Annotated in this window: 13 protein-coding genes; 5 read left to right on the top strand and 8 right to left on the bottom strand. The window is 75.3% G+C overall.

Annotated elements, in window-relative coordinates:
* The first annotated feature begins 107 nt into the window (after positions 1 to 107).
* From RNC47_RS31225 to RNC47_RS31215, 3 genes are all read left to right on the top strand, one after another.
* On the top strand, positions 108 to 905 hold the full coding sequence (locus tag RNC47_RS31225) for a DsbA family protein (protein WP_311603620.1): 798 nt from the start codon (positions 108 to 110) through the stop codon (positions 903 to 905).
* 142 nt (positions 906 to 1,047) lie between these two features.
* Complete coding sequence (locus tag RNC47_RS31220; RefSeq protein WP_394814922.1) at positions 1,048 to 2,103, top strand: C40 family peptidase; 1,056 nt, start codon at positions 1,048 to 1,050, stop codon at positions 2,101 to 2,103.
* Positions 2,104 to 2,185: 82 nt separating this feature from the next.
* Entirely contained in the window at positions 2,186 to 3,466 is a 1,281-nt protein-coding gene (locus RNC47_RS31215; protein ID WP_311603616.1) for a hypothetical protein, read from the top strand.
* Here the strand turns inward: RNC47_RS31215 and RNC47_RS31210 are convergent.
* Together RNC47_RS31210 and RNC47_RS31205 are read right to left on the bottom strand one after the other, a co-directional pair.
* Positions 3,450 to 3,719 carry a hypothetical protein gene (locus RNC47_RS31210; RefSeq protein ID WP_311603614.1) on the bottom strand — a complete coding sequence of 90 codons (270 nt, stop codon included), beginning with the start codon at positions 3,717 to 3,719 and terminating at the stop codon, positions 3,450 to 3,452. The two genes, RNC47_RS31215 and RNC47_RS31210, sit on opposite strands and share 17 nt — an antisense overlap.
* Positions 3,716 to 5,050: a PspC domain-containing protein gene (locus RNC47_RS31205; protein WP_311603613.1), complete on the bottom strand. Its 1,335-nt coding sequence runs from the start codon at positions 5,048 to 5,050 to the stop codon at positions 3,716 to 3,718. Before RNC47_RS31205 ends, RNC47_RS31210 begins: the two co-directional genes overlap by 4 nt.
* A gap of 133 nt (positions 5,051 to 5,183) precedes the next feature.
* Between RNC47_RS31205 and RNC47_RS31200 the strand changes: the two genes are divergently transcribed.
* Complete coding sequence (locus tag RNC47_RS31200; protein ID WP_311603612.1) at positions 5,184 to 6,515, top strand: PspC domain-containing protein; 1,332 nt, start codon at positions 5,184 to 5,186, stop codon at positions 6,513 to 6,515.
* Positions 6,512 to 7,183 carry a response regulator transcription factor gene (locus RNC47_RS31195; protein ID WP_311603610.1) on the top strand — a complete coding sequence of 224 codons (672 nt, stop codon included), beginning with the start codon at positions 6,512 to 6,514 and terminating at the stop codon, positions 7,181 to 7,183. Before RNC47_RS31200 ends, RNC47_RS31195 begins: the two co-directional genes overlap by 4 nt.
* A gap of 6 nt (positions 7,184 to 7,189) precedes the next feature.
* On the opposite strand, the gene RNC47_RS31190 is transcribed toward RNC47_RS31195, so the two are convergent.
* From RNC47_RS31190 to RNC47_RS31165, 6 genes are all read right to left on the bottom strand, one after another.
* Positions 7,190 to 9,700, bottom strand: a complete 2,511-nt coding sequence (locus RNC47_RS31190; RefSeq protein WP_394814921.1) for a SpoIIE family protein phosphatase — start codon at positions 9,698 to 9,700, stop codon at positions 7,190 to 7,192.
* A 64-nt stretch (positions 9,701 to 9,764) separates the two neighbouring features.
* Positions 9,765 to 11,363 carry a glutamine-hydrolyzing GMP synthase gene (guaA, locus tag RNC47_RS31185; RefSeq protein WP_311603622.1) on the bottom strand — a complete coding sequence of 533 codons (1,599 nt, stop codon included), beginning with the start codon at positions 11,361 to 11,363 and terminating at the stop codon, positions 9,765 to 9,767.
* Between the two features lie 581 nt (positions 11,364 to 11,944).
* The gene (locus RNC47_RS31180; protein WP_311603608.1) at positions 11,945 to 13,540 is read right to left on the bottom strand and encodes a succinic semialdehyde dehydrogenase; all 1,596 of its coding nucleotides are present in this window, start codon (positions 13,538 to 13,540) and stop codon (positions 11,945 to 11,947) included.
* A 67-nt stretch (positions 13,541 to 13,607) separates the two neighbouring features.
* Positions 13,608 to 16,124 (bottom strand): protein kinase, encoded by a 2,517-nt coding sequence (locus tag RNC47_RS31175; protein ID WP_311603606.1) that lies wholly within the window; start codon positions 16,122 to 16,124, stop codon positions 13,608 to 13,610.
* A gap of 100 nt (positions 16,125 to 16,224) precedes the next feature.
* A complete protein-coding gene (locus RNC47_RS31170) occupies positions 16,225 to 17,991 on the bottom strand; it encodes a protein kinase domain-containing protein (RefSeq protein WP_311603604.1) in 1,767 nt (588 codons plus the stop codon).
* Between the two features lie 653 nt (positions 17,992 to 18,644).
* Positions 18,645 to 20,351 (bottom strand): glycerol-3-phosphate dehydrogenase/oxidase, encoded by a 1,707-nt coding sequence (locus RNC47_RS31165; protein ID WP_311603602.1) that lies wholly within the window; start codon positions 20,349 to 20,351, stop codon positions 18,645 to 18,647.
* Between the last annotated feature and the right edge of the window lie 198 nt (positions 20,352 to 20,549).

Raw genomic sequence — 20,549 nt, 5'->3', positions numbered from 1 at the left:
GCGGGTGGGTGGGGGAAACTCCACAACGGCCCCCGAACACACCCACCCCCGCGCTCCCACCACAGCGGCCCGTCACGCCCGAAGCGGCAGCGCTTACGCTGGGGCCCATGCCCGTCTCCCGCAGCAGGAAGCCGAAGAACAGCAAGGCCAAGGCCGTCGCCAGGCCCACGCCGGCCAGGCGTTCGCGCCCCGCCCCGGTGCGGTTCGGCGTGGTCGCGCTCGCCGCGCTGCTGGTGTGCGCGCTGGTCGTGGGCGCGGTCTCCGCCCTCGGCGGAGGCGGCGGAGGCGGCGGCAGCCCCACGCAGGGGGAGTCGCCGACCGCACCCCAGGGCGATCAGGGCAATCCGGCCGAGTCGTTGGAGCGGCGCGACGCCGACGACCCGTACGCGCTCGGCGATGTCGACGCGCCCGTCGTGATGCTGCAGTACACGGACTTCCAGAGCGCCTTCGACGGAGTCCACGCCCGCGACGCCCACGACGACCTGGTCCGGGAGTTCGTGGACTCGGGCGTGCTCCGCATCGAGTTCCGGCAGTTCCCGATCAACGGCCCCGAGTCGGACGCCGCCGCGCGGGCGTCGTGGGCGGCGGGGCAGCAGGGCAGGTTCTGGGAGTTCTACGAGGTCGCCCTCGACGAGGAGTTCCACCAGAACGACGGCCGGTTCAGCGAGGAGCGGCTGCCGGAGCTGGCCGAGCGGGCCGGTGTCGCGGACGTCGACCGGTTCCTCGCGGACATGGAGTCCGAGGCGGCGACCGAGACGATGACCCGGGACACCAACGAGGCGCTGAGCCTGGGGGTGAGCGCCACTCCCTCGTTCCTCGTCAACGGGCAGCCGCTGCAGGGGGCGCAGCCGCTGGACGCGTTCCGGACCGCGATCGAGGCGGCGGCCGACGCCGCCCAGGGCTGACGATCAATTCCGCACACGCTGCGAAACCGTCCGATCACTCGCCTGTTCAACTCCCGCCGCCATTCAGGGGAATCCAGGTGATTGCCATCAATCCCGGTCGTATGGCCGGTGGAGCCCACGGCGAGGTTTAGCGTCCTGGGCCATGGCCCACCATCGCAGGAGACTCTGGCGTCCTTCCGCCGCCTCGGTGTACCGAAAACCCATCCGCACCGCCGCCACCACCCTCACGCTCGCCGGCGCGGCCAGCGCGCTCGGCGGGGTCGCGCTGGCCGACCCGCAGGCCTCGACGGCCGAGGTCAGGGAGCGGGTGGACGCGCTGCACCACGAGGCCGAGGTGGCCACCGAGGAGTACAACGCCGCCACCGAGGCGGCCGGCGAGGCGCGCCGCGAGCTCGACCGGCTCACCGAGGAGGCGGCGCGCCGCACCGCCGAGCTCAACCGCGCCAGGGACGCGCTCGGTTCGCAGGCCAGCGCCGAGTACCGGGCCGCCGGGCTGCCGGCCGCCGTGCAGCTGGCGCTCTCCAGTGACCCCGACGAGTACCTGGTCCGCGCCGCCCAGCTCGACCGCAGCGGCGACCGGCAGGCGCGGGCGCTGGTCGGCGTCCAGGACCGGCTGCGCGACGTGGAGCGGCTGCGCGCCGAGGCCGAGGAGCAGGCCGCCGCCCTGGCGGAGGCCGAGCACGCGGCCCGTGACCAGCGCGAGCGGGTGGAGTCGCGGCTGGCCGAGGCCGAGCGGCTGCTCGCCACGCTCAGCGAGAGCGAGCGCGCCGCCGCGCTGGCCGAGGAGTCCGGCGCCCCCCGCGCGGCCGCCGCCAGCCAGGCCCCCGCCACTCTCCCCGAAGCGCCCAGCCGGCGCGCCGCGGCGGCCGTGGCGTTCGCCTACGCGCAGCTCGGCAAGCCGTACGGCTGGGGCGCGACCGGGCCCGACGCGTTCGACTGCTCGGGCCTCACCCAGGCCGCCTGGCGCGCCGCCGGCGTCTCGCTGCCGCGCACCAGCTACAGCCAGGCCGACGCCGGCACCCGCGTCTCGCGTGACGCGCTGCGCCCGGGCGACCTGGTCTTCTACTACTCGGGCCTGAGCCACGTCGGGATGTACGTCGGCGAGGGGCAGATCATCCACGCCTCGCGCCCCGGCACGCCGGTCCGGCTGGCCCCGGTCGACTCGATGCCGTTGGTGGCCGCCACCAGGCCCGGCTGAGGCCGGGCCGGGGCCCGGCTAGGCTGAGGGGCTCCGAGGTCGGTGCCGCCAGGTGAGTGGCGTAGGGCAGGGGGAGCACACAGTGGCCGTCGAGGCGTCCCGCGGCAGCGCCGCACCGGCAACCGCGCACGCGAGCGACTGCGTCTGCGGCGACTGCCCGGTGGGTGCCGGCCCCGGGTACCGGCGGGCGGTGGAGGCGTTCCGCCGCCGCCGGGACGACCTGGCGGCGGGCACCGGGATACCCGAGGCCGTGGCGTACTCGCCGGAGGCCACCAGGCAGTGGATATCGGACGAGTTGACGCGTTCGGCCCGGGAGGTCTCGGAGCGCGCCAGGCTCGCCGGTTCGGTCTGGCTCGCGCGCACGGCGGTGCGCAGCGTCACGGTGATCTGCTCGGCGGTGGTCGCGCTGCTGCTCGGCCAGGCCCTGACGGCGGTGGGCACCGGCTGGACGCTGTCCCGGACGGCGGGTCTGCTGGCGGCCGTGCTGCTCGCGGTCCCGCTGGCGCTGACGGCCTGGCTGCACCGGGCCAGGGGCGGGGTGCTCGCCCCGCTGGTCGGGGAGGACAACCGGCTCTCGACGTCCCGCGCGGTGTCCGCGGCCTGGCTGCTGCTCGCCGGCTACGCGGTGCTGGTGCTGGCGATCACGCTGGCCGGGACGGCCGACGCCGAGCGGCGCGCGGCGCTGCTCGGCGGCTTCGACCTGGCGCACGGCGGCGGCCTGTTGACGGCCGTGGCGCTCTCCTGCGCGGTGACGGTGTGGGTGCGGCACACGGTGGCGACCCGGGTGCGCGGCTTCCGGATGCAGAAGGTGCGGGCGGCCCGGCCGCGCGCCACCGACCTGCTGACGGACGACGGCCGCCGCGGCAGCTTCCCCGACGCGCAGTACGTGCTGGTGAACGCGGCGGCGCTGGCGCTGGCCGCGACCCGGCTCGCCCGCCACCCCGACGAGCTGCCCGACCTGCCGTGGGCGGTGGCGCTGCTGGTCGCGGTGTCGGCGCTGACCTACCTGGCGGCGAAGTACACCGAGGGCGGCCGCCCGGTGATCCAGTCGATCGTGCGGGTGCGGGAGCCGGGCGAGCTGCACGCGCCGATCAGGCACGGCGACGAGCTGGAGATCCGTGGCTCCGGATTCGTGCCGGCGGGCGCCGAGTCGGCCGACCGGCTCGCGGAGACGGTGGTGCGGATCGGCGGGGTGCACGTGCCGGTGCCGCTGGTGCCGGTGGCGGGCGGGTTCAGCTGTCCTTCGGACACCCGGCTCACGGTGCCGGTGCCGGCCGAGGTGGACGCGGGCCGGGTGGACGTGCGGGTGATCACCGCCGCCGGCACCGAGTCCGGCGCGTACCCGATCACCGTCGCGGACTGACCGGCTCCTCCGTCGGCGGAGCACCGGCCGGCTCCTCGATCTCGGGCCGCCCGCGCCGCGTGCTCCGCACCGTGTAGGTGGCGATCGCGACCACGGTGGCGGTCAGCAGCACGACGCCGGGCAGGGCGAGCAGCACCGGCAGCGGCAGGAAGTCGTCGTCGCCGAGGGCCCGCTCCAGGTGGACGGCGGCGACGGCGAGCAGCCCGAGGCCGAGCACCAGCCTGGCCGGTTCGAAGCGGTGGCGGTCGATCACGGGTTGCTCCCCTCGGTCGTCTCACTCGTGGCCGCCGCGCGCCTGACGGTCGCGTGGCCGACGCCGAGTTCCAGGTCGAGCTCGACGGTTCCGCCGGCCTCGACGCCGTGCTCTGGCGGGTAGGTGTGGCTGCCGTGCACGTCGATGCCGCCGTCGACGTCGTCGATCCTGACGGCCGGGCTGCCCTCGTCCTTGAGCGGCTGGTAGGTGAAGGCGCCCACGGTGACGTCGGCGCGCACCACCACGGTGACGTCGGCCGGCACCAGGACGGTGATCTGCCCGGCTCCCCCCTCGACCCGGGTGCTGACGCGTTCGCCCGCCGGCACGTCGAGGGCCGTCAGGTCGAGGCGGGCGTCGGCGCTGCCCACCACGTACGCGGACCGCAGCTGGTCGGCCGAGGCCACCCGCCAGGTGGGGGTGGTGACGCTGGTGGTGATGTTGTCCGGCAGCACCGAGGCGGCGCCGAGCAGCACGCTGGTGACGATGACCGAGGCCACCGTGCCGGCGCCGAGTCGGCCGCGGAAGGCGCTGAACACCATCCCGGTGCCGAGCACCGCGAGGGCGCAGGCGAGGCCGACGGCGAGGGCGGCGCCCAGCGGCTCGCTGCTCCAGGCGAGCGCGGTGCCCGACCCGCAGGCGACGAGGGCGAGCAGCAGCACCAGCGCGCTGAACGGCCATTCGCGCCGCCTGGCCGGCGGCTGGACCGGCGGCCAGCCCTCCATGGGCCGGCGGGCGCCGGGGACGGGGGTCGGCTGGTAGTCGCCCGGCTTGGCGTCGGCCGGGCCCCACAGGTAGCCGGTGGACCGCTCGGCCGTGCCCTGCCACCAGGAGGGGCCGGGCGGCGCGGGCGGGGCCTGCGCCTCGGGCGGCGCCTCGGCGACGACCTCGGCGACCCCGCGCGGGCTCATGGCGACGGCCTGCTCGCCGCGCCGCCGCGACCAGGAGGCGGCGCCGGCCAGGGCGCCGAAGACCAGCACGGAGAACCACGCGACGCCGCCGCCGTCGCCGATGGTGGCGAGCAGCAGCCCGCAGCCGGCGACGATGAAGAGCAGGGCGGTGAGCCCGGGGCCCTCGACGCGTCCGGACAGCAGCCGGCGGCCCTCGTTCTCCTCCTCCCGCTCGAACGGGATGAGCAGCCAGGCCAGCCCGTAGGCGATGAGGCCGACGCCGCCGACGACCGAGAGCAGGGCGACGGGCACCCGGAAGATCACCGGGTCGAGGTTGAAGTACCGGCCGAGCCCGCCGCAGACCCCGCCGACGACCTTGTGGCGGCGGCTGCGGGCCAGGCTCTCCTCCGGCGGCGTCGGCGGCGCCGCCACGTGCTCTGTCATGGTCTCCATGGTGGCGGGCGGCGGGCCGCGACGGAATCCGGGGCGCCCCCGAGGCGCCCCTGAAGCGGCCGCGGGGAATCGTGCGGGTACACCCTGATGCCAGGCGGCCCTCCGGCATGTGACGATCGGTGGCATGACCGCCGCACCACCGTCGGCGCCCCCCGCGGCGCCAGCCGCCGCCCGGCCGGCCGCCCCCGGCCTCGGCCAGGGGCCCGAGGAGCCGCCCCTGCGCAAGCTGTACCGCAGCGTGGACGGCCGCTGGCTCGGCGGCGTCGCGCGCGGCCTGGCCGGGCACGTGGGGCTGCCGGCGTCCTGGCTGCGTCTCGCGTTCTTCGTGCTGGCCATGGCGAACGGCCTCGGCGTGGTGCTCTACGGGCTGTTCTGGTTCGTGGTGCCGCTCGGCGTGCCCGAGCGGCCGGCCGCCGCCCCCGAGCCGGTCATCCGCCGGGGCCTGGCCAGGCTGCACCGCCCGCACCGTCCGGAGAAGCGGCAGCTGGCCGCGTTCCTGATGATGGTCTGCGCGCTGTCGGTGCTCGGCGTCAACATCCAGGTGCCGATCTCGGCCCGCTACCTGTGGCCGCTGCTGGTGATCGCCACCGGCGCCGCCGTGGTGTGGCGGCAGGCGGACAACTCGCGCCGGGCCCGCTGGGCGGCGGCGACCAAACGCAGCCGCTGGCTGCCGCTGGTGCGCGGCGCGGCCGGCGCGGCGCTGGTGATCGGCGGCGTCGCGGGCTTCGTGGTCGGCCAGGGCCCGGAGTCGGCGGAGAGCCTGAGCGTGGCGGCGCAGGCGTCGGTGGCGATGGTGGTGGGTGTCGCGCTGCTGGTCGGCCCCTACCTGGTGCGGGTGGTGCAGGAGTTGTCCGAGGAGCGGACGATGCGGATCAGGGCCCAGGAGCGGGCCGAGGTCGCCGCGCACGTGCACGACTCGGTGCTGCACACCCTCACCCTGATCCAGCGCAACGCGGAGAACTCGCGCGAGGTGGCCAGGCTGGCGCGGGCCCAGGAGCGTGAACTGCGCGCCTGGCTCTACAAGTCGGCGGAGCCGCCGAGCGCCGAGGAGCCAGACGACGAGCCGCGCACCCTCGCCGAGGCCGTGCGCGCGACCGTGGCGGAGGTCGAGGACCACCACGGGGTGCCGATCGAGGTGGTGTGCGTGGGCGACTGCCCGGTGGACGAGCCGCTGGGGGCGCTGCTCCAGGCGGCCCGTGAGGCGATGGTGAACGCGGCCAAGTACGGTGGCGACGGCGGCCCGGTGCGGGTCTTCGCCGAGGTGGAGGGGCGCACGGTCTTCGTGTCGGTCCGCGACCGCGGCCCCGGCTTCGACCCGGAGACGGTGCCGGCGGACCGGATGGGCGTGCGCGAGTCCATCATCGGCCGGATGCGGCGCCACGGCGGCACGGCCAGGGTGCGGTCGACGCCGGGCGAGGGCACGGAGGTAGAGCTGACGATGGAGCGAACGGAATGACTGTGGACAGGCACGCCAGAGTGGTCCTCGTCGACGACCACCGCATGTTCCGCGCCGGGGTGCGGGCCGAGATCGGCGAGACCGCCGAGACCGGCGTCGAGGTGGTGGGCGAGGCCGGCGACGCCGACCAGGCGGCCACCGTCATCAAGGCCGCCCGCCCCGACGTGGTCCTGCTCGACGTCCACCTGCCGGGCGGCGGCGGGGTGGAGGTGCTGCGCCGCTGCGCCTCCCTCACCTCGGCCGCCGACCGCCCGATCCGCTTCCTCGCGCTGTCGGTCTCCGACGCCGCGGAGGACGTGATCGGCGTCATCCGCGGCGGTGCCCGCGGCTACGTCACCAAGACCATCACCGGCGCCGACCTGATCGACGCCATCTTCCGCGTCTCGGACGGGGACGCGGTGTTCTCCCCGCGCCTGGCCGGCTTCGTGCTCGACGCCTTCGCCTCCTCCGACACCACCCCGGTCGACGAGGACCTGGACCGCCTCACCCAGCGCGAACGCGAGGTGCTGCGCCTGATCGCCCGCGGCTACGCGTACAAGGAGGTCGGCAAGGAGCTGTTCATCTCGGTGAAGACGGTCGAGAGCCACGTCTCGGCGGTCCTCCGCAAGCTCCAGCTCTCCAACCGCCACGAGCTGACCCGCTGGGCCACGGCCCGCCGCCTGGTCTGAGCGTGCTCAGGCCGCGAGCGCCTCGCGGGTGGCGCGGTGGTCGCCCGCCGGCGCCTGGCGGACGTCGAGTTCGGCCCAGATGATCTTCCCGTCAGCGACGTAGCGCGTGCCCCAGCGGCGGGCGAGCTGGGCGACCAGGAACAGGCCGCGACCGCCCTCGTCCAGGGTCCTCGGGTGCCGCAGCCGCGGCGAGGTGCTGCTGGCGTCCGCCACCTCGCAGGTGAGCACTGACTGCCGGATAAGCCGGAGCCTGACCGGGCCGCTCGAGTACCGGATGGCGTTGGTGACCAGCTCGCTGACCAGCAGCTCCGCCGTCATGGCGAGGTCCCCGAGGCCCCAGCGCGCCAGCTGCTCCCCGGTCTTCGCCCGGGCCTGGGCCACCTCGGCCGGATCCGGCGGGAACTCGAAGGTGGCGACCCGCTCGGCGGTCAGCGCGTGGGTGCGGGCCAGCAGCAGGGTGACGTCGTCGTAGGGCGGTCCGGGGCCCAGGCTCTCGGTCGCCGCCGTGCACAGCTCGTCGAGCGAGCGGCCCGACCGGGCCAGGACCCGCCCGAGCCGGGCCATCCCGGCGTCGATGTCCTGGTCGGGGGACTCGACGAGCCCGTCGCTGTAGAGCGCGATCAGGCTCCCCTCGGGAAGTTCGAGATCGGCCGGTTCGAAGGGCAGCCCGCCGAGGCCCAGCGGGGGCCCGGCCGGGAGTTCGGGGAAGGTGACGTCGCCGTCGGGGGTGACGATCGCGGGTGGGGGGTGGCCGGCCCGGGCCATCGTGCACCGCCGCGTGATCGGGTCGTAGACGGCGTACAGGCAGGTGGCGCCCAGCACGGTCGCGGCGGCGGCCTGGTCGCCCGCCTCCTCCTCGATGACCCGGATCGCCCAGTCGTCGAGGTGGGCCAGCAGCTCCTCCGGCGGCAGCTCCATGTCGGCGAGGGTGCGCACCGCCGTCCGCAGCCGGCCCATCGTCACGGCCGCGGTGACGCCGTGGCCCACCACGTCGCCGACGACCAGGGCCGCCCTGGCGCCGGAGAGCGGGATCACGTCGTACCAGTCGCCGCCCACGCCCCCGCCGCCCTCGCGCACCTGCGCCGGCAGGTACCTGGACGTCACGTCGAGCGCGATCCCGCCGGTCAACTGGCTCGGCAGCAGGCTGCGTTGCAGGGCGAGCGCGGCGGCCCGCTCCCGGCTGTAGCGGCGGGCGTTGTCCACGCACACCGCCGCCCGGTCCACCAGCTCGCGGGCGAGCAGCAGGTCGTCGGGAACGAAGGGCGCGGGGTTGCGCGAGCGGAGGAAGATCGCCTGCCCGAGCACCACGCCGCGGGCCCGCAGCGGGACGACGAGCAGCGAGTGCAGTCCGAACTCGCGCATCGTCCGCGCCCGCTCCGGGTAGTCGTGCGCCCAGGTCTCCTCGTCGGGGTCGAGCGAGGGGATCAGCATGGCGTCGCCCTCGACGAGGTACCGGCTGTCGCGGTGCGGCGGCAGGAAGCCGACGCGCTCCCCGAGCCGGTCGACCGCCTCCGGAGCCCCCTCGCGCACCGACCGCAGCCCGCAGCGCCGCATCAGGGGCCTGGTGTCGACGGGCTGCACGGCCGGCTCGTCGCCGTGCAGCACCGGCTCCAGCAGGTCGACGGCGGCGAAGTCCGCGAGGCGCGGCACGGCGATGTCGGCCAGCTCCTGCGCCGTGCGGTCGATGTTCAGCGTGCTGCCGATGCGCCCGCTGGCCTCGGTGATCAACGCCAGACGCTCCCGGGCCTCCCACCGGTCGGTGACGTCCATGACCAGGTAGCACACGCCGTTCACCCGGTCCTCGTCGTCGACGAGCGGGAAGAAGGAGGTGGAGTAGGCGTGCCGGCGCTGCGGGTCGGCCCAGCTCCACCCCGTGTACTCGTGGTCGATCACCGGGGTGCCGGTGTCCCGCACCTCCCGCATCAGTCCTTCGAGCCGCTCGGCGTCCAGGCCGGGCAGCAGCTCGCTCAGCCGGCGCCCGAGACGCTGCTCGCGCGGCACGCCGCCGGCGCGCTCCAGGGTGTCGTTCATCCACACGTAGCGCAGGTCGGTGTCCATCACGGCCATGCCGATCGGGGACCTCGTGAGGAGCCCTTCGAGCAGCGACCCGCTGACGGCCTGGGACGGCTGCTGCTCGCCCGCGGAGACGAGGAAGCACTCCCGCCCGTCCAGCGAGAAGGGTGGGGAGACCCGCAGCTGGGCCTCGACGTGTCGCCCGTCCCGGGTGCGGACGGTCGCCGAGCCGGCCCAGCCGGCGCCCGTGCGGCAGCGGCGGGCCACGGCCGCCGCCCGGACCCGGTCGCCGGGCGCGGTCAGCAGCATGGCGGCGGGGCGCCCCACCACCTCGGCCGCCGGATAGCCGAGCAGCTCCTCGGCCGCGCGCGTCCAGCCCAGGACCGTGCCGCCCGGGCCGATCACGACGGTGGCGGCGTTCGCCACCTCCAGCGGCCCGGGGCTGCCCCTCGGGGTGAACCCGAGCCCGGGCTCCGGCTCGGGCCGCGCCTCGTCGGATGCCACCCCTCCATGGTGCGCCCGGGGGCGGGGCCCTGCTAGCCGGCGGCCGGCCGGCCGCCGGGCGAGGCTACTCCCACTCGATGGTGCCGGGCGGCTTGCTGGTGATGTCCAGCGTGACCCGGTTGACGTCGCGCACCTCGTTGGTGATGCGGTTGGAGATCCTGGCCAGCAGGTCGTAGGGGAGGCGGGACCAGTCGGCCGTCATCGCGTCCTCGGAGGAGACGGGGCGCAGCACGATCGGGTGACCGTAGGTGCGGCCGTCGCCCTGGACGCCGACGCTGCGGACGTCGGCCAGCAGGACGACCGGGCACTGCCAGATGTCGCGGTCGAGGCCGGCCGCGGTCAGCTCCTCGCGGACGATGGCGTCGGCCTCGCGCAGGATCTCCAGGCGCTCGGGGGTGATCTCGCCGACGATGCGGATGGCGAGCCCGGGGCCGGGGAACGGCTGGCGGTGGACGATCTCCTCGGGCAGGCCGAGCTCCTGCCCGACCATCCGCACCTCGTCCTTGAAGAGCTTGCGCAGCGGCTCGACCAGCTCGAACTCCAGGTCCTCGGGGAGGCCGCCGACGTTGTGGTGGGACTTGATGTTGGCGGTGCCGGTGCCGCCGCCGGACTCCACCACGTCCGGGTAGAGGGTGCCCTGGACGAGGAACGCCACGTCCTCGCCGGCCGCGCCCGCCTCGGCGACCAGCTCGGCCTGGGCCTGCTCGAAGACCCGGATGAACTCGCGCCCGATGATCTTCCGCTTCTGCTCCGGGTCGGAGACCCCGGCCAGCGCGGCCAGGAAGCGCTCCGCCGCGTCCACCACCACCAGCTTGACGCCGGTCGAGGCCACGAAGTCCTTCTCGACCTGCTCGGTCTCGCCCTTGCGCATCAGGCCGTGGTCGACGTAGACGCAGGTCAGCTGGGATCCGATGGCCCGGTTGACCAGGGCGGCCGCCACCGCCGAGTCCACGCCGCCGGAGAGCGCGCAGATCGCCCGCTTCTCCCCGACCTGGGCGCGGATCGCGGCGACCTGCTCCTCCACGATGGACCCGGTGGTCCAGGTGGGGGTGAGCCCGGCGCCCCGGTAGAGGAAGTGTTCGAGCACCTGCTGGCCGTAGGTGGAGTGCAGCACCTCGGGGTGGTGCTGGACGCCGTAGAGCCGCCGCTCGTCGTCCTCGAAGGCGGCGACCGGGACGGTGTCCGTCGTGGCGGTGACGGTGAAGCCGGCCGGGGCGGCGGAGCAGGCGTCGCCGTGCGACATCCACGCCTGCTGCTCGGCCGGGGTGCCCTCGAAGAGGGTGGAGGACGGCCGGGAGACGCTGAGCACGGTGCGCCCGTACTCGCGGGCGCCGGTGTTGTCGACGGTGCCGCCGAGGGCCTGGGCCATCAGCTGGAAGCCGTAGCAGATGCCGAAGACGGGGACGCCGGCCTGGAAGAGCGCCGGGTCGATGCCGGGGGCGTCGTCCGCGTAGACGGAGGACGGGCCGCCGGAGAGGATGATCGCGCGCGGCCCGCGGGCCAGCATCTCGGCCACTGGCATGGTGGACGGGACGATCTCGCTGTAGACGCGTGCCTCGCGCACCCGGCGGGCGATGAGCTGGGCGTACTGGGCGCCGAAGTCGACGACGAGGACCACGTCCGGGTCGGGGGAGGTCGTGTCGGGGGCGGCCGTGTCTGCCACGTGTGCCACGAAGCTGCGCCTTTCTCTCCGTCCGGCACGGGGTGCCTTCCGGCGGTGGTGTTCGGGGTGTGGCATCGAGTCTAGGTGACCCGGTCGGGGCCGTGCTCCGGCCGTCCGCCGGACCGTGGGTCTGAACCCCTGCGCGGCGAGTCACCCGTACGGAGCGTGACCGGCGCCGCGGCGGCTTCGTTGAAGGCAGTGTCCCCGGGGCGAAGAGACGCACCGGCCCTCCGCGGTGTGGCGAGGGTGGGTGGGTCGTGGGACCTCGCTCCGGTGCGGTGGCCGGACGGCAGGGGACAGCAGGCCGGTCACGACCTCGGGCGGCCGGTTCCCGGGACGCCGGGGACCGGCCGCCGTGCTCTTGCGGGATCGGCTCTCCATCCCGCACGATGCAAGGAGAACCGAAGACGAGTTGGCGGATCAGGCGTACCCCCCTCCAATGGTCCGACCAACGGCAGCGGTGTCTACCCCCCGGGCACTGCCGCACAGCACCGGGCGCCGCCCTGTCGCCCGTGCTGACCAGAAGGGGCCCCGGCCGGGATGGCCGGGGCCCCTTCGCCTGGGCGGAGTCGGGAGTCGCCTCAGCGGAGTCGGAGCGCCTTCATGGCCCGCAGCGAGCGGCTGACGAAGGCCGCGTAGCCCCGGTCGTCGAGGCCCAACGAGGGGGCCATGGGCAGCAGCCGCTGCTCGGCCACGGTCTGCGCCTCGGTGAACCTGAGGATCCCCTCGGCGCCGTGCCGCCGCCCGAGCCCCGAGTCGCCCATGCCGCCCATCGGGGCGCCGACGCTGCCGTAGGCGGCCGCGTAGGCCTCGTTGATGTTGACGGTGCCGGTGCGCAGCCGGGCGGCGAGCCGCCTGGCGCGGCGGGCGTCGCGCGACCAGACGCTGGAGTTGAGGCCGTAGGAGGTGGCGTTGGCGCGGTCGACCGCCTCGTCCTCGTCGGTGAAGCGGTAGACCGAGACGACGGGGCCGAAGGTCTCCTCGCCGCACACCCGCATCTCGGGTGTGACGCCGTCGAGGATGGTGGGTTCGTAGAAGTAGGGGCCGAGGTCGGGCCGGGCCCGGCCGCCGGCGAGCACGGTCGCGCCGTGCGCCACCGCGTCCGCCACGTGCCGGGTGACGGCGTCCAGTTGGGCCTGGGAGGCGAGCGAGCCGACGTCCGTGCCGTAGTCGAGGGCGGCGCCGAGCCGCAGCGCGGCGGTGGCCGCCGTGAACCGCCGCAGGAACTCCTCGGCGATCCGCTCGTGCACGTACAACCGCTCAACGGAGACGCACAGTTGGCCGGCGGACGAGAAGCAGCCGCGCACCGCGCCGGCCACCGCCCGGTCCAGGTGGGCGTCGGCCAGCACCAGCATGGCGTTCTTGCCGCCGAGTTCGAGGCTGGCGCCGATCAGCCGGGCCGCCGCGCCCTGGGCGACCTCGCGGCCGGTGCGGGTGGAGCCGGTGAACGTCACATAGTCGGCGTGCCGCACCAGCTGCGGGCCGACGACCGGCCCGTCGCCGAGCACCACCTGCCAGACGTCGGCCGGCAGCCCGGCCTCGATGAGCAGCCGGCGCGCCCACAGGGCGGTCAGCGCGGTCCGGGTGTCGGGCTTCATCACCACCGCGTTGCCGGCGACCAGGGCGGGCAGGGCGTCGCCAGCGGAGAGTTCGAGCGGGTAGTTCCAGGGCGAGATGTGGCCGACGACGCCACGCGGGTGACGCAGCTCGCGGACCCGGGTGAGCACCGGGAAGGCGCCGCCGCGCCGCTTGGGCCGCAGGTGGCCGGGGGCGGTGCGGCCGTAGTGGCGGGCCACGGCGAGGACCGCCTGCACCTCCTCGTGCGCGTGCAGCCTGGCCTTGCCGGTCTCCAGCTGGATCAGGTCCAGCACCTCGTCCTGACGGCGCAGCAGCAGGTCGTGCAGGCGCAACAGGACGGCGGCCCGCCGCCGGACGGGAAGCGCGGCCCAGGCACGTTGGGCGGCGCGGGCGCTGTCGAACGCGGCGGCGACCTCGTCCGGGGCGGCGACCGGCAGCTCGGCCAGCCGCTCGCCGGTCAACGGGCTGTGGACCTCGGCGAGGCCGCTGCCCGGCACGCCCCGGGTCAGTCGGGCCACCAGCTCGGGGGTGACGAGGCGGGCGGCGCGGGCCCGCGCGTCGGACGGATCGGACGTGTCGAACGGCCGGGTCGTCGTCATAGCCGGAGGGTAAGGCCGGCGCGGACGGCTGCCTACCTGTCGGTAACGACTTTCTGCCGTCGGACGGTCACCCGGCCCGGTAGCTGCCGGTCGCGACGTCGGCGATCTCGGCGAGCCGGTCGCGCTCGTCGGCCGGGCCGCGCACCAGCACGACGTGGTACGAGCCGTCCACCAGCAGCACCCGGTTGAACGCGACCACGTCCGTGCCGTCCTCGCGCCAGCCGAACACGCCGTCGGCCATGCGGACGTTGCCCACCCGGGTCTCGATCAGGCCCGAGGAGGTGGCGTACTGGTAGGCGCGCTGGACGGCCAACTCGGGCTCGGCGGTCAGCTGGTAGTCCATCGGGTCGTCGCCGAACTCCTGGGTGCCGTCCCGGCCGGGGACCACCACGATCTCCAGGCCGCCGTCGCCGTAGATCACCTGTCCGTCGCCGTTGAGCCCCTGGCGGTCCCAGCCGTCGGGCACGGCGATGGCGAAGCCGGCCTCGTCCTCGACGGCGGTGAAGCCCTCGGGCGGGGGCGCCGGCTGCTGGTCGCCCTCGGCGGTGGACGGCTCGCTGTCGCCCTCGCCGTCGTCCTGCTCGCCCTCGTCGGCGGCCTGCCCGCTCTCGCCCGCGGTCGGCTCCTCGTCGCCCTCGGCCGGTGGCGCCTCCTCGGCGGGCGGGCGCTCGCTCACCCCGCCCTCGCCGGTCGGCGAGCCGGCGTCCCGGTCCTCGGCCATGAACGCCAGCACATAGGCGACGGCGCCGGCCATGCCGAGCAGCACGAGGGTCAGCAGCGCCCGGCCGAGCCGGCGCGGACTGCGCTGCCCGCGCTGGCGCGGGCGCCGACGTGGGCCCACTATCTCGCCGCGCCGCCGCAGGATCGGCAGCCGGCGCGGGTCGGCCGGGCGGCCCGGCTCCAGCGCGGGCGGCGGCGCGGTGACCGTGCGCCGGCCCAGCTCGGGCTCGGGGGCGCTGCGCAGCAGCGAACGCAGCCAGCCGCGCAGCTCCTCGGCGCTCGGCCGCTCGGTCGGGTCCTGCCTGAGCAACGACTCGATGACGGGACGCAGCGCCCCGCAGTCCTCGGCGAACGCGGGCTGCTCGGCGCAGACGGCCTGGGTCAGCTCGGCCGCGCTGTCCTCCGGGTAGGGCGGGTAACCCTGCACCACGCGGAAGAGCAGGGCGCCGAGGGCCCAGAAGTCGGCCGCCGGGCCGACCGGCGGGGCCAGCCGCCAGTGGTCGTGGACCGGGCCCGCCTGCTCGGGGGCCCAGCGCTCGGTGACGGCGCCCACCGTCATGATGCGCGCCTGCCGCGCCCGCTCGGCGGCCAGCGCGCTGTCCGGCCCCCGGTACCGGTCGGGCTCGCCGACCGCGGGGTCAGTCTGCTGGGGCAGCCGCACCTGGGGGAGCTGCTGCGAGTGGTGCGCCGACCTCGGCGGCGGCTCCCAGCCGGTGCGCGCCGGCTGGCCGGGGTGCGCGCCGGCGCCCGAAGCCTCGGTGGGCGCGCCCGTGCCCGTGCCCGAGCGCCGCGCTGCGGCCGCCTGGGTGCCGGCGCGGTACGCCGCGATGGCGCCGCTGCGGGCGGCCCGGTCCGTCGCCGGCCGGCCGTCGCCGCCCTCGAAGTCCCAACTGCTCGGCAGCCCGTCACGCCGCTCGGGCCGGCCACCCTGGTCGCGCATCCTGGCCACCAGGTCGGCCGCCGACCGCTCGCCGGTGTCCCCGCCGTTCTGCCAGCGCCGGTACGCCTCGGGCCCCGGCCCGTGCGGGCCCTCCCGCACGAAGCCGGGCGGCGGCGCGCTGACGGCCAGCGGATCGACCGCCGGCCCCTCGGCGCCCTGCCAGTGCTGCGGCTGCGGCGGCAACTGCTGGTGCGCCTGCGGCGCCTGAGCCTGCGGCAACTGGGGCCGCCCCGGCGGCTGCGGCACCCGGGGGATGCTGCCGGTGCCCCAGTCGGCGCCGGCCTCCGGGCCCTGCTGCCTCGGCTCCCGCACGAACGTCTCCGGCACGCCGGACGGCAACGGGTCGTACCCGCACAGCACTTCCTCCGCCGCCCCGGCCGCCAGGCCGGTCAGCACGGCGCGCCCGTCGTCGCAGATCAGCACCGTGCGGGCGGTGACGTTGCGGTGGGTCCAGCCGTGCGCGTGCACGATCCGCAGCGCGGCCAGCAGGTCGGCGGCCACCTCGGCCGCCCGGTAGGGGCCGAGCCGCTCCTCGGCGAGCACCGCGGCCAGCGACCTCGCCGGCAGTAACTCGCTGACGATCCAGAGACCTTCACCCTGCACGAAGACGTCGAAGACCTGCCCGAGCCGCGGATGGTCGGGGAGCTGGGCGGCGGCGGCCGCCGCCTCCACGGCCCGCCTGACCACCGGATCGTCGGGAACCCGGGTGGCCCGGTCGGCGCCGAGGCCGCGCCCCGCGCCGTGCCGGCCGTCCTCGTCCAGCGTCTCGGCGTCCACCACCTCGGGCAACGGCACCTGGCGCACCAGGACTTCCTGACCGCTCGCGGTGTCGAAGGCCCGGGACTCGACGAACTCGAACTCCTCCGCGGGCGTCCTGGGGAGGCGGTAGCGATCGGCGAGCAGCCGCCCTGTGTAGTGGTCCACGATGCCTCCCCACCGCTGCCGCGCTCCGGGCACAACCGGTCTTCCACGATACGTCCCGTAGCCGCGCCACGGCTACGGTCCGTCAACTCCACTTATGTGTTCAGTCCAGGGGCTGGAAGGTCTCGAACGCCGTCTCCCGCAGCGTCTCGCAGTCGCTCCCGTCCCAGGCGTCGGCGGCGCAGGTGATCATGATCGCGTAACCATGGTCGTCGTCGACCCGGAAGCCACGGTTCAGCACCCGGACCCGCTCGCCGTCCTCCGTGCGCTCGAACTGCCAGTCGGCGACGGTGGGATAGTCCCGCCAGCTCACCGTCTCGATGCTCAGCAGCTCGTAGTTCGTGCTGTTCCTTCGGACCGAGGGCTCGAGGTCGCGCCAGGACGCCTCCGCGTCCTCCCCCGGGCTCGCGGTGAAGTCGATCTGGATCCTGGGCAGCCCACCCTCCGACGCGCCGTATATGCCGCCCGAGTTCTGGCCGGCTATGCCGACGCGCTCCCAACCCCGCGGCAACGATATCCGGAACCGGAAGTCCTGATCCACGACTTCCGCGTATCCGGCCGGATTTCCGGGCAGCGAGTCGTCCTCGGGGTCGGCCTCGGGCGCGGTGCCGGGCGGCGCCTCGTCCTCCTCCCCCGCCGGCTCCTGGGTCGGCTCCTGGGTCGGCTCGTCGGCCGGCTCGTCCGACGGCTCCTGGTCGGCGGGCTCGTCCGACGGCTCGTCGACCTGCTCCTGGCTCTGCTCGTCGGTCGGCACCGGCCCGTCCGCGTCGGTGTCGTCGTCGCCGCCGAGCGTCAGGAAGAGCGTGGTGCCGAGCACCGCCAGCAGCACGACGACCACCGCGGCGGCGATCAGCGCCCGCCGCCGGTCGCCCCCCGCGACGGCGGGTGCCACGACCGTCGCCGGCGGCTCACCCTTGCGGCGGCCGAGCGTCGCGAGCCCGACGACCACCGTCCGGTCGTCGGAGCCCTCCGGGGCCCGCAGCGCCTCCTGGAGCATCTCCCGGGCGGTCGGCTCGTCGATCCGCAGCGCCGGGTCCTTGACCAGCAGCCCGTTGACGACCTCGGTGAGCGGGCCGGCCTTGCTCGGCGGCACCACCGGATCGTGCATCACGGCCGCCAGGGTGGCGATGGCCCCGCCCTCGTCGTACGGCGGCCTGCCCTCCACGCAGCAGTACAGCAGCGCGCCGAGCGACCACAGGTCGGCCGGCGGCCCCGGCGCCTCGCCACGGGCCCGCTCGGGCGAGATGTAGGACGGCGCGCCCACCAGCATGCCGGTCGAGGTGATCGACGGGTCGCCCTCCACCTTGGCGATGCCGAAGTCCGTGAGGACGACGCGGTCGTCCTCGGAGACCAGGACGTTGGACGGCTTCACGTCGCGGTGCAGGATGCCGGCCGCGTGCGCGGCGCGCAGCACGTCGAGGATCTCAAGCCCGATCTCGGCGGCCCGCCGCGGCGACATCGGCCCGTCCCGCCGGATGACGTCCGCGAGCGAGCGCCCCTCGATCAGCTCCATCACGATCCAGGGCCGCGCCCCCTCGTCCACGACGTCGAACACGGTGACGACGCCGCGGCTGCGGATGGTGGCGATGGCCTTGGCCTCGCGCATGGTCCGGGTGATCATGCGCCGCCGCTCGGCGTCCTCGACCCCGGCGGGCAGCCGGAGCTCCTTCACGGCGACGGTGCGGCCGAGAACCTCGTCCCTGGCCTCCCACACCGTCCCCATCCCGCCCCGCCCGACGACGGCCCCCAGCCGGTACCGCCCCTTCAACAACCGCCCCGCGCCGCCGGAGGCGGCGGCACCACCACCACCGCGCTCGCCGCCGGAGGCGGCGGGACCGCCGCCGCGCTCCGCGCGGTCCCCAGCAGGCACCGCGAGCTCCGCCCGCGGATCGCGCTCCGCGCCACCGCGCTCCGCGCGGGGAGCCGCGACGGCAGCTCCGTCCGCACGTTCCGCGCCAGCGGACGCGGCGCCAGCCGCCGGAGCGCCCGGGCGCGAAGTGTCGCTCTCCGGGCCCGCCTCCGCGGCACGCGAAGGGACGTGCTCGCCGTCGTCGCCGGCTCCCGCGCGGGAGGCGCTCCGGCCCGAGCCGGCGTCCTCCCCGTCCGCGGCGGCAGCGCCGTCGGCCCCGGCCGCCGCGTCAGCGGCCCCACCGGAGGCGGTTCCGCCATGAGCGGCAGCGGTCTCGCCGCGCGCAGCGCCCCCCGCGCCGGAGGCGCTCCGGCCCGCGTCAGCGACCTTCCCGTCGGCGGTCCCGCCGCGCGCAGCGCTTCCCGCGTCAGCGGCCTCGCCGTCGGCGGCGCCGGCCGTCGTGTCACCCGCGCCGGAGGCGCCCCGCTGATCGGTCGTCACCACGTCGACCGACGTATCCGGCGAACCGTCATCCCCCGGTGTTCTTCTGACCGGTCCGCCGGCAGGCGGCGGCGCGGTCTCGTCCTTGTCCTGGTGGCCCATGTGTAGCGTCCCCTCCGGCTTCCCCGGACATTGTCACCCATCCGACCGACACCCGGGCGCCCGGCGGCCGACTACAGCGGAACCGTGTCCGGCGCGCCGAGGCGGGCCGCGTCGGCCGTCTGGTCGTCGGGTTGCAACTGCGACTCCCGCTCCGCCTCGACCCGCTTCTGGTAGTGCTCGACCTCCCGCTCCACCTGGTCGGCCGTCCAGCCGAGCACCGGCGCCATCAGCTCGGCGCACTCGCGCGCGCTGCGCGTGCCGCGGTCGAACGTCTCGATGGAGATACGGGTGCGGCGGGTCAGCACGTCCTCCAGATGGCGGGCCCCCTCGTGCGAACTGGCGTAGACGATCTCGGCCTTGAGGTAGTCGTCGGCGGCCGGCAGCGGCTCGCCGAGGCGGGGGTCGGCCGCGATGAGCTCGAGCACCTCCTCGGTCAGCGAGCCGTAGCGGCCGAGCAGGTGCTCGACGCGGGCCTGGTGGAGGCCGAAGCGCGCCGCGAGACCGGCCCTGGCGTTCCACAGGGCGTGGTAGCCCTCGGCGCCGGCCAGCCGCACCTCCTCCGTGCAGCAGGGGGCGACGCGCCGGTCGAGGCCGTGGACGGTGGCGTCGACCGCGTCCTTGGCCATCACCCGGTAGGTGGTGTACTTGCCGCCGGCGACGACCACCAGGCCCGGCACCGGGTGCGCGACCGTGTGCTCGCGCGACAGCTTGCTCGTCGCGTCCGACTCGCCGGCCAGCAGCGGCCGCAGACCGGCGTAGACGCCCTCCACGTCGTCCCTGGTGAGCGGCACGGCCAGCACCGAGTTGACGTGCTCGAGCAGGTAGTCGATGTCGGCGCTCGACGCCGCGGGGTGGGCCTTGTCGAGGTCCCAGGCGGTGTCGGTGGTGCCGACGATCCAGTGCCGGCCCCAGGGGATGACGAAGAGCACGCTCTTCTCGGTGCGCAGGATGAGGCCGGTGGTGGAGTGGATCCGGTCCTTGGGGACCACCAGGTGGATGCCCTTGGAGGCACGCACGTGCAGGTGGCCGCGCTCGGCGATCATGGCCTGGGTGTCGTCCGTCCAGACCCCGGTCGCGTTGACGACCTGCTTGGCGCGGATCTCGTAGCTGCCGTCCTCCTCCAGGTCCTTGACCCTGACCCCGACGACCCGCTCACCCTCGCGCAGGAACTCGGTGACGCGGGCCCGGTTGGCCGCGAGCGCGCCGTAGCGGGCGGCGGTGCGCACCAGCGTGGCGACGAAGCGCGCGTCGTCCACCTGGGCGTCGTAGTACTGGAGGGCGCCGACCAGCGCCTCCTTCTTCAGGCAGGGCGCCACCCGCAGCGCGTGACGGCGGCTCAGGTGACGGTGGTGCGGCAGGCCGCGGCCGTGTCCCGACGAGGTGGCCATGACGTCGTAGAGCGCGACGCCCGAGCCGGCGTAGAACCGCTCCCAGCCACGGTGTTGGAGCGGGTAGAGGAACGGCACGGGGCGCACCAGGTGGGGGGCGAGGCGCTCCAGGAGCAGCCCACGCTCCTTCAGCGCCTCGCGGACCAGGCCGAAGTCGAGCATCTCCAGGTAGCGCAGGCCGCCGTGGATCAGCTTGCTCGACCTGCTCGAGGTGCCGGAGGCCCAGTCCCGCGCCTCGACGAGGCCGGTGGTGAGCCCGCGGGTGACGGCGTCCAGCGCGGTGCCCGCCCCGACCACCCCGCCGCCGACCACCAGCACGTCGAGCTCGCGTTCCGCCATCCGGGCGAGCGCCGTGGCGCGCTGCTCCGGCCCCAGTGCGGCTGTCTTCACGCCTGCCTCCAGTTCGCCTCGCCCTGATGCGCTTCCTCGCTACGCCGAACGACCGTCCGAGGGTCGTCATGACGTCCCTGCTCCGATACTCCCCCATTTCCCGTGATGTGGCGCGCCGTCTGTCCACAGGCACAGCCAATACACCATATCTTTCATATATGCCCCTAAGCTGACTTGCAGTTCGAGGGGGGCGGGAGG

The sequence above is a fragment of the Streptomyces millisiae genome (assembly GCF_031845425.1).
Taxonomy (GTDB): domain Bacteria; phylum Actinomycetota; class Actinomycetes; order Streptomycetales; family Streptomycetaceae; genus Streptomyces; species Streptomyces millisiae.
Note: the sequence above shows the minus strand (reverse complement) of the source record. Positions and strands in the feature narration are given on the sequence as shown.